This window comes from Microbacterium helvum, from assembly GCF_014779795.1.
GTDB classification, from domain to species: domain Bacteria; phylum Actinomycetota; class Actinomycetes; order Actinomycetales; family Microbacteriaceae; genus Microbacterium; species Microbacterium helvum.
This window is the reverse complement of record NZ_JACXZS010000015.1, coordinates 51,603-65,044: the sequence shown is the minus strand read 5'-3', so window position 1 is coordinate 65,044 and position 13,442 is coordinate 51,603. Positions and strand designations below refer to the sequence as shown.

The window sequence follows — 13,442 nt, the reverse complement described above, 5'->3', positions numbered from 1 at the left end:
GCGTCGGGGCGGTCCGTCCGCCGTTCAGCGGCCGTCGGCGTACTGCGCGGGGATGGCCAGTCGCTGCCCCGCCTGCACGGAGACGCCGGGCAGCGCGTTCAGCCGTGCGATCTGGTCGACGACATCGCGCGGGTCGTGCCCCGGCGCGACCTCTTCGGCGATGGACCAGAGGGTGTCGCCCGCCGACACCAGGACGGTCTCGAAGGAGTCGACCGGCGCGCCGTCGTCGCGCGAGGCGAGGGCCGCACCGCCGCCCAGCACGACCGCGGCTCCCAGCGCGAGCAGGGCAGGCAGCGCAGCCAGCATCGCCAGCACCCGACGACCGCGGACGGTCAGTCGCAGGCGCGTGGCGCGCGCCGGCGCGGCGACGGTCGACGAAAAGCTGATCGCGGTCATGCTGTTCTCCTCCTGCTGGGGAGAGATTCGCATTCCCCGCTCGGCCGGGAGCGGGGAATCCGAACCTCTTTTCCGAAGCTATCTTCGATTCTGATAGATGTCAACAGTCGATCCCGGTGCACATCCCTCGAACGCGACACGCGGACGGGTTGTTCCCCTCGGCGCACGGATCCGGATACGGTTTCGATAAGAGAACCCCACCACGGGCCTCCGACATTCGAAGAAACAGCGCTCGACGACGCAGCGCAGGACGGAGCCGGACATGAGCGACGCGGCCGGTCGCGACAAGCCACAGACCCGACGACGCAAGAGCCTCAGCGACAAGCAGCTCGCGATCCTCGAGGTCATCCAGCGCTCGATCGCCCGTCACGGCTACCCGCCGAGCATGCGCGAGATCGGCGACGCGGTCGGGCTGAAATCGCTGTCCAGCGTCACGCACCAGCTGAACCAGCTCGAGCTCAGCGGCTACCTCCGCCGCGACGCGGGGAAGACCCGCGCGATGGAGGTGCTGATCGATCTTCCCGGCGCGTCCACCGAGAACCCCGCCGACACCGCGCCGGCGCTCGGCGACGCGGCGCTCGTGCCGCTGGTCGGCAGGATCGCGGCCGGCGTGCCCATCACCGCCGAGCAGCAGGTGGAGGAGATCTTCCCGCTCCCCCGTCAGCTCGTCGGCAAGGGCGACCTGTTCATGCTGAAGGTGTCGGGCGAGTCGATGATCGACGCGGCGATCTGCGACGGCGACTGGGTGGTCGTGCGGTCCCAGGCCACCGCCGAGAACGGCGACATCGTCGCGGCCATGCTCGACGGCGAGGCGACGGTGAAGACGTTCCGCCAGCGCGACGGTCACACGTGGCTGCTCCCCCGCAACTCCGCGTTCGAGCCGATCCTCGGCGACGAGGCCGTCGTGCTGGGCAAGGTCGTCGCGGTCCTGCGCGCGGTCTGACCCGGCCGCCGGCGCGGGCGTCGCGCGTTGTCCGCCGCACGGTGCGGCAGGTGGCGGGATGTCGGCCGCAGGCGCTATAAGGGGGGAATGACCGCCGATGCGACCACCGCCGACGACACCGCCGCACTTCGCGCGAGGCTCGAAGCCCTCGAAGCTGAGAACGCCCGGCTGCGAGCCACGACAGGCGCGGACGCAGCGCCTGCGCCCGACGAGCGGTTGAAGGGATCCCGCTGGCGCGCGTTCTTCTCGGCGCTGTGCATCGTGATCGCGACGATCCTGGTACCGGTCTCCATCGTGGCCGCGTGGGCGCGCAGCGAGCTCGTCGACGAAGAGAAGTTCGTCGCCACGCTCGCACCCCTCGCGCAGGACCCGCACGTGCAGAGCCTCATCATCTCGGAGGCGATGGACGCGGTCGACGCGCAGGTCGACTTCACCGAGCTCACCGGCAACGTGATCGACGGGATCTCCGACCTCGGACTCGGCCCCCGCGCCGTCGCTGCGCTCAAGCTCCTGCAGCAGCCGGCCGCCGACGGCCTGCACAATCTGGTGCAGACGGGCGTCACGCGCGTCGTCGAGTCCGACGCGTTCGCGGACGTCTGGGCGACGGCGGTGCGCGGCGCGCACCGCGCACTGGTGACGACGGCCACCTCCGACGGCGCCGGAGTGTTCGTGCTCACCGACGAGGGTCTCGGAATGAAGCTGGGGCCGATCATCGATCAGGTCAAGCAGCGACTCGTCGACAACGGCGTCGGAGTGGCATCGCTCATCCCCGAGGTCGACAGGACGATCATCATCGGCGACGGCTCGGCGGTCGGCACGATCCGCACCGTGTATGCGATCGCCGACGTCGCGGGATGGTGGCTGCCCTTCATCGCGATCGGCCTCTTCGTCGCCGGCATCCTGATCGCCCGGCGCCGCCCGGTCGCCGTCCTCGGTACCGGCATCGGTCTGTTCATCGGCGGCGCCGCGCTCGCGTCGACGTTCTCGATCGGCACGCTCGTGGTCGCGAACGCCGCCAGCGACCTCGACCTCTCGGTACCGGCGCTCGACGTGATCTACACGGCCCTCGTCGACGACATGCGGCGCACGGCCCTCGTCGTGGCGCTGCTGGGCGCGCTGATCGCCGTCGTCGGGTGGGTGACCGGCCGCTGGCGGCCCGCTCGCCGCGTGCGGGGACTCGTCAGCGGGCTCAACGCGAGTGCACGCGCCGGACTCGCTGCGCGCGGCCTCGACACCGGCCGGGTCGGCACCTGGATGGGTCGCCAGCGGGTGCTGGTGCGCATCGTCGTCGTCATCCTCGCGGTCGTCTGGCTGATGGCGCTGCGGCCTCTGTCGGCGGGTGACATCTTCCTCGTCGTGGTCGTCGCGATCATCGTCGCCTGGGTCCTGGAGCTGCTGCAGAAGCGCCCCGACGATGCGGCACGCGCCGTCGCGACGCGGCGCTCCGTCGATGAGTCCGAGGCGGAGGCCGCAGTCGCAGAAGCAGCGACCGTGGACACGGGCACCGACGCCAACGCCGACGCCGACGGCGACGGCAGCAACGACACTCTCCCGCTGCCCTCGCCCGATGCCGAGACCGCGCCGCTGCCCGACCTCGAGCCCGGGGACGCCGGCGACGCCGCAGCCGGAGGTGCGGCATCCCCTCGCCCCCCGAAGCGCCCGAAGCGCCCATAGGGTCCGCAGCATCCGCAGCACGCGACGACACCCAGGAGGGGCGGTGCGAATCCGCACCGCCCCTCCTCGTCTCGGCGCGCCGGCTCAGGCGTTCAGTCGCTCCCGCACCTCGATGGTCGCCGCCACGAGATTGCGCAGCGACGCGACCGTCTCGTCGTAGCCGCGCGTCTTCAAGCCGCAGTCCGGATTGACCCATACCCGACGCAGCGGCAGCTGCCCGACCGCGCGGTCCAGCAGCGCGCCGATCTCTGCGACCGCCGGGACGCGCGGCGAGTGGATGTCGTAGACCCCCGGACCGATGCCCGCGACGAAGGCCGAGCCGGCGATGTCGTCGATCACCTCGCCGCGGCTGCGCGCCGCCTCGATCGAGGTGACGTCCGCGTCCAGCGCGGCGATCGCGTCGATCACGACGTCGAACTCCGAGTAGCACAGATGCGTGTGGACCTGCGTGGCGGGCGCGGCGCCCGCCGTCGCGAGCCGGAACGACCCGACCGACCACTCCAGGTACGCCTGCTGGTCGGCCTTCTTGAGCGGGAGCAGTTCGCGCAGCGCCGGCTCGTCGACCTGGATGACGCGGATGCCGGTCGCCTCGAGGTCCGCGATCTCGTCGCGCAGCGCCAGGGCGACCTGGTTCGCCGTCGCGCCGAGCGGCTGGTCGTCGCGCACGAACGACCACGCGAGGATCGTCACGGGTCCCGTGAGCATGCCCTTCATCGGCTTGTCGGTGAGCGACTGCGCGAACACCGTCCAGTCGACGGTGATGGGCGCCGGCCGCGAGACGTCGCCCCAGAGGATCGACGGCCGCGTGGCGCGAGAGCCGTATGACTGCACCCAGCCGTGCTGCGTGACGGCGAACCCGTCCAGGTGCTCGGCGAAGTACTGCACCATGTCGTTGCGCTCGGCCTCGCCGTGCACGAGGACGTCGAGCCCGAGGTCCTCCTGCAGCGTCACGACGCGCGCGATCTCGTCGCGGAGGAACGCCTCGTACTCGTCGGCCGAGAGCTCGCCGCGTCCGTGACGCGCGCGGGCACGACGGATGTCGCCGGTCTGCGGGAACGAGCCGATCGTCGTGGTCGGCAGCACCGGCAGGCCGAGCTCGGCGTCCTGCGCGACGGCGCGGGCGTCGTAGTCACCGCGCTCGAAGTCGCCTGCGCCCAGCCCGGTGGCCTTCGCGCGCACGGCGCCGTCGTGCACGCCCGGTGCCGAGCGGCGGTCGGCGAGGGCGAGGGATGCCGCCGACAGCGCGCTCTCGATGGCCTCACGCCCCTCGACGAGGCCCGTCGCGAGCGTCACCACCTGCGCCACCTTCTGGTCGGCGAAGGCGAGCCACGACACGAGGCGCGCGTCGAGCGCCGTCTCTTCGTCGACATCGTGCGGGACGTGCTGCAGCGAGGTCGACGTGCCCGCGCTCACCTGCGCCGCGCCCAGTCCGCGGAGGGCGACGAGGCGGTCCCATGCGCCGGCGAGGTCGCCGCGCCACACGTTGCGGCCGTCGATCACGCCGCCCACGAGCGTCTTGCCGGCCAGCCCCTCGGCCGGCGCCGGCACGGCACCGCGGCCGAGGTCGATCGCGATGGCCTCGATCGGCGCGGCGGCGAGCGCCGTCCACGCCTGGGGCGACAGCTGGGCGTACCCGGCGGCCACCAGCAGGCTCGGCCGATCGGCGCGACCGCCGAGCGTCGCGTAGGCGCGGGCGGCGGCGTCCGCGAGAGTCTCCGGGCTCGCCGCGAGGCTCTCGCTCACCAGGGCCGGCTCGTCGAGCTGCACCCAGTCGGCGCCTGCGGCGCGCAGTGCGGCCAGCAGCTCGACGTACACGGGCACGACGTCGTCGAGGCGGTCGAGCGGATCGAAGCCCTCGGGCGCGTCGTCGGCCGCCTTCGCGAGCGCCAGCAGCGTCACGGGCCCGACGATCACGGGGCGGGTGGTGAAGCCGTCCGCCTTGGCCTCGGCCACCTGGCGTGCGAAGCGGTCGCTCGACAGCGCGAACGCGGTCTTCGGCCCGACCTCGGGCACGAGGTAGTGGTAGTTCGTGTCGAACCACTTCGTCATCTCGAGGGCTGCATCGTCCCCGGCACCACGCGCGGCGGTGAAGTACGCGTCCAGCCCGACCGAGCCGTCGGCGCCGCGCAGCGCGGCGAACCGCTCGGGCAGCAGGCCGACGGTCACCGCGGCGTCGTGCACCTGGTCGTAGAACGAGAACGACTCGGGGATCGAGGAGTCGTCGCGGCCGAGGCCGAGCTCCGCGAGGCGCTCACGCGTCGCGCGGCGCAGCCGCGCGGCGGTGTCCTCGAGGGTCGCCTCGTCGATCGAACCTGCCCAGTGCGCTTCGACGGCGCGCTTGAGCTCGCGGCGCCGGCCGATGCGGGGGTAGCCGAGGATCGTCCCCTGCGGGAAGGGCGTGCGGGAATCGGTCATCGTGGATCTCTCTTTCGGTCTCGCTGGGTGGTCATGGGGTGTTTCCGGGGTCGCCGAAGAGACCCGTCGGACCTCCGACGGGATGCGGCGACCGCGCTCAGTGGACGGGTTCGAGGATTCGCGGCGCGGAGGCGATGACCCCGGCGTCCTGCAGCACTCCGAGCACGATGTCGTGGTTGTTGAAGGCGTAGAGATGGATGCCGGGTGCACCGCCGTCGCGGACCGCCCGGGCGAGCTCGGCAGCATGCGCGACGCCGACGGCCCGCTGGCCCTCGGTCGTCGGCTCGGTCTCGAGCGCCGCGGCGAGCGCGGCGGGTCGCGGGAGCTCGGTGAGCTCGAGCGTGCGCCGCAGTCGCGCCGGAGAGGTGATCGGCATGATGCCCGGCAGGATCGGGATCGTCACCCCGGCCGTGCGGGCGGCATCGACGAAGCCGAGATAGTCGTCCGCGTCGAAGAACAGCTGCGTGATCGCCAGCGTGGCACCCGCCGCCTCTTTCGCCAGCAGGGCGTCGATGTGCTCGGTCGCGTGGCGGGAGCGCGGGTGGCCGTGCGGGAACGCGGCGACCGCGATGTCGACGCCGGCGCGTCGGTCCACACGAACGGCCCCGGGGACGCCGGGGATCGGCGCTTCGGCGTACGGCTCGCGCTCGGCCTGCACCCGGTCGATCAGCTGCACGAGTTCGGCCGCGCTCGCGAGGTCGCCCAGGTGCATGTCCTCTTGCGCCGTGCCGACCGGCGGATCGCCGCGCAGCGCGAGGAAGCTCGTGATGCCGGCATCCAGGAACTCCCGGATGAGCGCATTCGCACCCGCCCACGTGTTCCCGACGCAGGTGAGGTGCGCGAGCGGTTCGACGTCGGTCTCGCGTCGGATGTGCGTGAGGAGTTCGAGCGAACGCCCGCCGGTGGAACCGCCCGCGCCGTAGGTGACGGAGATGAACCGGGGGCCGACAGCCGCGAGGTGACGGATGGTCTCGTGCAGTGCGGGCCATCCCGCCTCGGTGCGAGGCGGGTACACCTCGAACGAGATCGGCACGGGCGGTGCGCTCAGATCGATCGACATCGTGTCTCTCCGGGTGGACAGTGCTACCTGTGGGGAGGGGGCTCAGCCGAGACGGAAGAAGCCCGGTCGGCCGCGGCACCGCTCGTGCCGTGGGGCACGGGGTGTCATCGCGGGCGGGTGCCGGGCTCGGCTGTCGCTCCTGCCCGGTCATGACCGGGCGACGATGCGTCCACCGTAGCGGATCATCCTGAGCCCGCGGTTCCTGTGACCTTCTGTTTCGCGACGGCGCACGTCGCAAGGTCGTAGCGTGGGGGCGTGACCTCATCCACTCCTTCCCCCTACGGCAGCTGGCCCTCCCCTCTCACCGCGGCAGACGTGTCGGCATCCTCCGCGCGCATCGAAGGCGCCCGGTTCGTCGGCGACGACGTGTGGTGGGGCGAATCGATCGCCGAAGAGGCAGGGCGTTCCGGCGTGCGCCGGCGTGCAGCATCCGGATCCGTCGTCGAGGTGCTGCCGGCGCCCTGGAGCGCCCGCTCACGCGTGCACGAGTACGGCGGCGGGTCGTGGACCGCCGACGACGCCGGGACGCTGTACTTCGTGGAGAAGAGCGACCAGCGGGTGTGGCGTCTCGATCCCGGCGCCGACGCCCCGGTGCCGCTGACCCCGGAGGCCGGCGACGTCCGATACGGCGGGCTGACACTGCAGCACGGCCGACTGCTGACAGTGCGCGAGGATCACACGACGGGGCGGGACGTGCCGCCCCGCGCCATCGTCGAGGTCGCGACAGACGGCTCCGGACCGCATCCGCTCGTGGCCGGCAGCGACTTCGTCGCGCACCCGGCGCTCTCACCGGACGGCACGCACCTGGCGTGGATCGCATGGGACCACCCCCACATGGCATGGGACCGCGCCGAGCTGCGCGTCGGCCGCGTCGAGGACGGCCGCGTCCAGGCCTGGCGCACGCTCACCGGCGGCGGTTCGTCGCCGCTGCAGCCGGAATGGACACGCGACGACGAACTCGTGTTCTCGGACGACCCCACCGGCCGCTGGAACCTGTGGCGCACGCGCGTATCCGGAGCCTCCCCCTCTGCTGTCGCACCGGCGGACGCCGACACCGGCGGACCGCTGTGGGTGCTGGGAACGCGATGGTTCTCGGTGCTCGACGACGGCCGCATCGTGGCGGTGCGAACGAACGGCAGTGACGAGCTCGTGGTGCTCGCCCCGGCCGGCGACGAGCGGGCGCTGCCCGTCGAGCCGGTCACGCGCCTGTCGCTGGAAGACGTGCGCGGCTCACGCATTCTGCTCTCGGGTGCAAGCGCACGCGGCGCGGGCCTGTGGCTCGTCGACGTCGATCATCCCGACGATGCCGAACCGATCGCCGGCGCATCCTCGCCGTGGGGGGACGAATGGATGCCGCTCCCCCGCGCCGTGACCTTCCCCGGGCCGCACGGCCCGGTGCACGCGTTCGACTATCCGCCCAGGAACCCCCATGCCGTCGCCCCGGACGGCGAGCTGCCGCCGTACGTCGTGTTCGTGCACGGCGGGCCGACGGACCACGTCGGAGGTGCGGCATCCGGCAAGATCGCCTACCTGACCAGCCGCGGGATCGGGGTCCTCGATGTCAACTACGGCGGATCCACCGGGTACGGACGCGCCTACCGCGAGCGCCTGCTCGGAGAATGGGGCGTCGTCGACGTGGACGACGTCGTCGCCGCCGCGCGGGGGCTCGGCAGAGCAGGAGCCGCCGACCCCGCCCGCATCGCCGTCGCCGGCGGATCGGCGGGCGGCTGGACCGTGCTGTGCGCCGTGACGAACTCGGATGCCTTCGGCGCGGGCATCAGCCGCTACGGCGTCGCTGATCTGCGCCGCCTCGCGGACGACACCCACGACTTCGAGGCGCGGTACCTGGACGGCATGGTCGGACCGCGGCCCGAGGCCGAAGCGCTGTACATCGCCCGTTCGCCGCTGTCGCACCTCGACCGCCTGCGCACGCCGCTGCTCATCGAGCAGGGGCTCGAGGATCTGGTCGTGCCGCCATCGCAGTCCGAGGCGGTGCGCGACGCGCTCGCGGCGAACGGCGTCGCCCACGCCTATCTGGCCTTCGAGGGCGAAGGCCATGGCTTCCGCCGCGCCGACACGATCGTGCGGACGCTCGAGGCAGAACTGGCGTTCCTCGGCCAGGTCTTCGGCTTCGAGACGCCGGGTGTGCCGAAGCTCGCCCTCGACTGACGTCGAGCCGGGTCAGTCGCCGAGGTGGGCGCCGCAGCCCACCGCGTACGCCTCGTCGATCCAGCCCGCCTCGACCGCGCGGAACAGTGCCACGCTGTCGTCGGGTTGACCGCGCAAGTGGTCCTGCACGGTCCAACCTTCAGCTTCGGACATAGGGCGCGAGGCGGGATGCGAGGTGCTCGCCGACACGGGCGTGCACCGCGGTTCCGCCCTCTTCGTGCTGCTGCGACAGCAGCATGCCCTGCTCGTGGATGGCCGACACCAGGTCGCCGCGGTCGTACGGCACGAGCACGTGCACCTCGACGGCCGGCAGCGGCAGCGCCGCCTCGATGGCCGCGCGCAGCTCTTCGATCCCCTCGCCGGTGCGCGAGGACGCGAAGATCGCCTTGGGCTCGAGCCCGCGCAGCACCAGTCGCGTGTCATCGTCGACCAGGTCGGCCTTGTTGAAGACCACGAGCTCGGGGATGTCGCGAGCGCCCACGTCGCCGATCACGTCGCGCACCGTCGCCAGCTGAGCGGCGGGGTCGGGGTGCGAGCCGTCCACGACGTGGATGATGACGTCGGACCCACCGACCTCCTCCAGCGTCGAACGGAACGCTTCGACGAGCTGGTGCGGCAGGTTGCGCACGAAGCCGACCGTGTCGGTCAGCGTGTAGACGCGGCCGTCGGTCGTCTCGGAGCGCCGGACGGTGGCATCCAGCGTCGCGAACAGCGCGTTCTCGACCAGGACGCCCGCGCTCGTCAGGCGGTTCAGCAGGGACGACTTGCCGGCGTTGGTGTACCCGGCGATCGCCACCGACGGGATCGTGTTGCGCTTGCGCTCGGCGCGCTTGGCGTCGCGCGCGGGCGCGAAGTCGCGGATCTGCTTGCGCAGCTGCGCCATCTTCGTGCGGATGCGGCGGCGGTCGAGCTCGATCTTGGTCTCACCGGGGCCGCGCGAGCCCATGCCCGCCCCGCCGGCGCCGACCTGGCCACCGGCCTGACGGCTCATCGACTCGCCCCAGCCGCGCAGGCGCGGGAGCAGGTACTCGAGCTGTGCGAGCTCGACCTGCGCCTTGCCCTCGCGGCTCTTGGCGTGCTGGCTGAAGATGTCGAGGATGACCGTCGTGCGGTCGATGACCTTGACCTTGACGACGTCTTCCAGCGCGCGGCGCTGGCTCGGCGCGAGCTCGGTGTCGGCGATCACGGTGTCGGCGCCGACGGCGGCGACGATGTCGCGCAGCTCCTCCGCCTTGCCGCGGCCGATGTAGGTCGCCGGGTCGGGGTGCGGACGGCGCTGCAGCACCGCGTCGAGCACGACCGCGCCGGCCGTCTCGGCGAGCGCCGCGAGCTCGCGCAACGAGTTCTCGGCGTCCTCGGTCTGACCCTGCGGGTGGACGCCGACGAGCACGACGTTCTCGAGCCGCAGCTGGCGGTACTCGACCTCGGTGACGTCTTCGAGCTCGGTCGACAGTCCGGGCACACGCCGCAGCGCTGCGCGCTCCTCCCGATCCCACTGTTCGCCGTCGGTGTCGGCGCGACCGATCGTGGTCTCGTCCTGCAGCGCCTGCGCGGCGCCGAAGACGTGCACCCCGGACCGCGCTTCGGCGCGCGACAGCACCCGATCCACCGGGTCCACCGGGGTCTCGTCGGTGCTTCGGGGTGTGGTGGTGTCCGTCATGTGTTCCTTCGTGTGTGGGTGGATGCCCGGTTTTCGCCCCATCATCGGCCGATCACAGGCATCCGTGAATTCTAGTCGCGCCCAGTGGGCACGGGGGTGGGTCCTCCGCTAGGCTCGTCAGCCATGGGCGGCGATCACTACTTCAGTGCGACCCCCGCCAGTCCCGAGAATCTGCGACGTGTCCGCGTCCGGCTCGCCGGCCGTGACCTCGACGTCACCACGGCGGGCGGCGTCTTCAGCCCCGATCACGTCGACTCGGGAACCGGCGTGCTCCTGGCGAATACGCCGCCCCCGCCGGCCGGGGGCGACTTCCTCGATCTGGGCTGCGGCTGGGGCCCGATCGCACTGAGCCTCGCGCTCGAGGCGCCGCACGCCAGGATCTGGGCAGTCGACGTCAACGAGCGCGCCCTCGACCTCGTGCGACGCAACGCCGAGGCGCTCGGCCTCGACAACGTCAACGCGTCGCTGCCGAATGATGTTCCCGACGACGTCGTGTTCCGCACGATCCGTTCGAATCCGCCCATCCGCGTCGGCAAGAACGAGCTCCACGGGCTGCTCGAGCGCTGGATCCCGCGGCTCGACGAACGCGCCGACGCGTGGCTGGTCGTGCAGCGCAACCTCGGGTCCGACTCGCTCCAGCGCTGGCTCGCCGCGACGTTCTCTCCGGGGTACAGCGTCCACCGCTCGGCGACGGCCCGCGGGTTCCGCGTGCTGAAGGTGCGCCGGCAGGGCACGCCCCCCACCGAGGACATCCCGGTCATCGCCTGACCTCCGGCGCAGGACATCCAGCCACCGCCCGCCGCCGGACATCGTGCCGGGTCCCGCGGCGACTCGTCAAGCGAGCGTGACCTCACCCGAGTAGACGAGCGTGGCCGGGCCGGAGAGCAGCACGTGCCGCTGCCCCGCGACCACCGGCATCCGCACGCCCAGCGTTCCGCCGGGGACGTCGACGACCCAGCGGTCGGGCGCGGCGGGACCGGCCCAGTGACGCACGGCGAGCGCGGCGGCGGCGACGCCGGTACCGCAGCTCAGCGTCTCGCCCACACCCCGCTCGAACACGCGCATGCGGATCGAGCCGACGCCCTCGTGCACCAGCGGGTCGCTGGGCACCACGAACTCGATGTTGGCGCCGTGCGGCGGCTCGGGGCTGAGGATCGGCTGCACCGCGAGGTCCAGACCCTCCAGCTCGGCCTCGTCGGGCAGCGCCACGACGACGTGGGGGTTGCCGACGTCGATGCCGACGCCCGGCCGCGGAGCGCCGCCCCCACGCGTGCGCACCAGTACCTCGGACTCGTCGACGCGCCACGCGCCGAGATCCACCTCGTAGCCGCGCTCGTTGCGCGTCACCGTCTTGACCCCCGCGCGTGTGCCGATCGCGAGGGGACCGGCATCCAGGTCCACCCAGCCGGCGTCGACGAGGTAGCGCACGAAGACGCGCACGCCGTTGCCGCACATCTCGGCCTTCGAGCCGTCGGCGTTGCGGTAGTCCATGAACCACTCCGCGCCGGATGCTGCAGCATCCGCGCCCTCGTCGATCGCGGCCGCGCGGACGACCCGCAGGATGCCGTCGCCGCCGATGCCGAAGCGCCGATCGCACAGGACGGCGACCTGGTCGTCCGAGAGGTCGAGGGCGCCGTCGGGATCCGGGACGATCACGAAGTCGTTGCCGGTGCCGTGGCCCTTGGTGAACGCGATCGTCTGCGGCATCGTCCCAGTCTACGGGCGGGCCGATCGGCCCGGCTCGCGCGGGCTCGCTCAGTCGGCGATCAGTCGCTTGCCCGTCGTCCAGGTGTCGAAAGGCTCATAGCCGAGCTCGTCGTAGAAGCCGCGCGCGATGCCGTTGTCGGGACGTACCATGAGCTGCACCTTGGGGCATCCCAGCTCCAGCAGCAGCTCCTCGGCGCGTTCGACGAGCAGCCGCCCGATCCCCTCGCCCCGGCGGTGGGGTGCGCTGGCCAGGTAGTACAGCCAGCCGCGGTGACCGTCGTAGCCGGCCATCACGGTGCCCACCACGCCGCCGTCGACGGCCACGAGGAACAGCTCCGGCTGCACGCTCAGCTTGCGGTTGATGTCCTGGTACGGGTTGTTCCACGGGCGAGTGAGCCCGACCGTCTGCCACAGCGACACGACGTCCTCGGTGTCGGCGAGTTCGAACGCACGGATCTCGGGGGTCATGTCCACGAGTCTGCCAGGCCGCCGGCATCCGCTCCCGACTCCACCCACCGCGCGCCGTCGTATCTCTTGAACCACGACACCTGGCGTCGCGCGTAGCGGCGCGTGAGCGCCTGGGTCTCGGCGATCGCCTCGGCCTCGGTGAGGTTGCCGGCCAGCTGGGCGAGCGCCTGCGCATAGCCGATGGCGCGCCGGGCCGTCACCCCGTCTTCGAGGCCGTGCGTCCGCAGCTCCCGCACCTCGTCGAGGATCCCGTCGCGCCACATGCCCTCGACCCGCGCGTCGAGCCGCGCCACGAGCTCGTCACGCGGCACACCGACGGCGACGATGCGGGTATCGCGATGCCACAGGACGGGCGCTTCGGGCAGCGCGGCACCGTGCGTGCGCTCCCCCAGTTCGAGCACCTCCAGCGCGCGCACGATGCGGCGTCCGTTGCGGGGGTCGACCCGCTCGGCGGTCGCGGGGTCGAGGTCGCGCAAGCGCGCGAACAGCGCTCCGGGGCCCGACTCTTCGAGCTCCGCCTCCAGACGTGCGCGCACCGCTTCGTCGCGCGGCGGAAAGCGGAAATCGAACAGCACGCTCGACGCGTACAGTCCCGAGCCGCCCACGAGGATCGCGTCCGCTCCGCGGGAATGGATGCCGCGCACGACCGCGCGGGAGGCATCCTGATACCAGGCCACCGCCGCCTCGTCGGTCACCTCGAGCGCGTCGAAGAGGTGGTGAGGGATGCCGCGCCGCTCGCCGACCGGCAGCTTGGCCGTTCCGATGTCCATGCCGCGGTACAGCTGCATCGCGTCGGCGTTCACGATCTCGGCCGCGCGCCCCCGGTCAGCAAGCGCCTCGGCGAGGTCGAGCGACAGCGACGTCTTGCCCGTGCCGGTGGCGCCCACGACGGCCCAGAGTCGCGGTCGTCCTGGTTCTTCGCTTCGCGCTGTCGTTTGCGGCATCCGCTG

11 protein-coding genes are annotated in these 13,442 nt (G+C 72.1%); 4 read left to right on the top strand and 7 right to left on the bottom strand.

Annotated elements, in window-relative coordinates:
• Positions 1-24: 24 nt before the first annotated feature.
• Positions 25-396 carry a LysM peptidoglycan-binding domain-containing protein gene (locus IF188_RS18600; protein ID WP_191173303.1) on the bottom strand — a complete coding sequence of 124 codons (372 nt, stop codon included), beginning with the start codon at positions 394-396 and terminating at the stop codon, positions 25-27.
• A gap of 262 nt (positions 397-658) precedes the next feature.
• On the opposite strand from IF188_RS18600, the gene lexA reads away from it, so the two are divergent.
• Both lexA and IF188_RS18590 read left to right on the top strand, forming a co-directional pair.
• Positions 659-1,339: a transcriptional repressor LexA gene (gene lexA / locus IF188_RS18595; RefSeq protein ID WP_191173302.1), complete on the top strand. Its 681-nt coding sequence runs from the start codon at positions 659-661 to the stop codon at positions 1,337-1,339.
• Between the two features lie 87 nt (positions 1,340-1,426).
• Positions 1,427-3,013: a hypothetical protein gene (locus tag IF188_RS18590; protein ID WP_191173301.1), complete on the top strand. Its 1,587-nt coding sequence runs from the start codon at positions 1,427-1,429 to the stop codon at positions 3,011-3,013.
• A gap of 84 nt (positions 3,014-3,097) precedes the next feature.
• On the opposite strand, the gene metE is transcribed toward IF188_RS18590, so the two are convergent.
• Both metE and IF188_RS18580 read right to left on the bottom strand, forming a co-directional pair.
• Entirely contained in the window at positions 3,098-5,428 is a 2,331-nt protein-coding gene (gene metE, locus IF188_RS18585) for a 5-methyltetrahydropteroyltriglutamate--homocysteine S-methyltransferase (protein WP_191173300.1), read from the bottom strand.
• Positions 5,429-5,525: 97 nt separating this feature from the next.
• Positions 5,526-6,488 (bottom strand): methylenetetrahydrofolate reductase, encoded by a 963-nt coding sequence (locus IF188_RS18580; protein ID WP_191173299.1) that lies wholly within the window; start codon positions 6,486-6,488, stop codon positions 5,526-5,528.
• Positions 6,489-6,743: 255 nt separating this feature from the next.
• On the opposite strand from IF188_RS18580, the gene IF188_RS18575 reads away from it, so the two are divergent.
• Complete coding sequence (locus IF188_RS18575) at positions 6,744-8,657, top strand: S9 family peptidase (protein ID WP_191173298.1); 1,914 nt, start codon at positions 6,744-6,746, stop codon at positions 8,655-8,657.
• A 139-nt stretch (positions 8,658-8,796) separates the two neighbouring features.
• Here the strand turns inward: IF188_RS18575 and hflX are convergent, their stop codons facing one another.
• Positions 8,797-10,317 (bottom strand): GTPase HflX, encoded by a 1,521-nt coding sequence (gene hflX, locus IF188_RS18570; RefSeq protein ID WP_191173297.1) that lies wholly within the window; start codon positions 10,315-10,317, stop codon positions 8,797-8,799.
• A 123-nt stretch (positions 10,318-10,440) separates the two neighbouring features.
• On the opposite strand from hflX, the gene IF188_RS18565 reads away from it, so the two are divergent.
• The gene (locus IF188_RS18565; protein ID WP_191173296.1) at positions 10,441-11,085 is read left to right on the top strand and encodes a class I SAM-dependent methyltransferase; all 645 of its coding nucleotides are present in this window, start codon (positions 10,441-10,443) and stop codon (positions 11,083-11,085) included.
• A gap of 66 nt (positions 11,086-11,151) precedes the next feature.
• On the opposite strand, the gene dapF is transcribed toward IF188_RS18565, so the two are convergent.
• The 3 genes from dapF to miaA are packed head-to-tail and all read right to left on the bottom strand — an operon-like array spanning position 11,152 to position 13,436.
• On the bottom strand, positions 11,152-12,024 hold the full coding sequence (dapF, locus tag IF188_RS18560; protein ID WP_191173295.1) for a diaminopimelate epimerase: 873 nt from the start codon (positions 12,022-12,024) through the stop codon (positions 11,152-11,154).
• Positions 12,025-12,072: 48 nt separating this feature from the next.
• A complete protein-coding gene (locus tag IF188_RS18555) occupies positions 12,073-12,492 on the bottom strand; it encodes a GNAT family acetyltransferase (protein ID WP_191173294.1) in 420 nt (139 codons plus the stop codon).
• Complete coding sequence (miaA, locus tag IF188_RS18550; protein ID WP_191173293.1) at positions 12,489-13,436, bottom strand: tRNA (adenosine(37)-N6)-dimethylallyltransferase MiaA; 948 nt, start codon at positions 13,434-13,436, stop codon at positions 12,489-12,491. Before miaA ends, IF188_RS18555 begins: the two co-directional genes overlap by 4 nt.
• Positions 13,437-13,442 lie beyond the last annotated feature (6 nt).

What these genes read in the sequence shown, in the direction of transcription:
- hflX (WP_191173297.1), bottom strand. Translation starts at nt 10,317, where the DNA reads ATGACGGACACCACCACACCCCGAAGCACCGACGAGACCCCGGTGGAC.
- lexA (WP_191173302.1), top strand. Translation starts at nt 659, where the DNA reads ATGAGCGACGCGGCCGGTCGCGACAAGCCACAGACCCGACGACGCAAG.
- miaA (WP_191173293.1), bottom strand. Translation starts at nt 13,436, where the DNA reads ATGCCGCAAACGACAGCGCGAAGCGAAGAACCAGGACGACCGCGACTC.
- IF188_RS18555 (WP_191173294.1), bottom strand. Translation starts at nt 12,492, where the DNA reads ATGACCCCCGAGATCCGTGCGTTCGAACTCGCCGACACCGAGGACGTC.
- IF188_RS18590 (WP_191173301.1), top strand. Translation starts at nt 1,427, where the DNA reads ATGACCGCCGATGCGACCACCGCCGACGACACCGCCGCACTTCGCGCG.
- IF188_RS18600 (WP_191173303.1), bottom strand. Translation starts at nt 396, where the DNA reads ATGACCGCGATCAGCTTTTCGTCGACCGTCGCCGCGCCGGCGCGCGCC.
- metE (WP_191173300.1), bottom strand. Translation starts at nt 5,428, where the DNA reads ATGACCGATTCCCGCACGCCCTTCCCGCAGGGGACGATCCTCGGCTAC.
- dapF (WP_191173295.1), bottom strand. Translation starts at nt 12,024, where the DNA reads ATGCCGCAGACGATCGCGTTCACCAAGGGCCACGGCACCGGCAACGAC.
- IF188_RS18565 (WP_191173296.1), top strand. Translation starts at nt 10,441, where the DNA reads ATGGGCGGCGATCACTACTTCAGTGCGACCCCCGCCAGTCCCGAGAAT.
- IF188_RS18580 (WP_191173299.1), bottom strand. Translation starts at nt 6,488, where the DNA reads ATGTCGATCGATCTGAGCGCACCGCCCGTGCCGATCTCGTTCGAGGTG.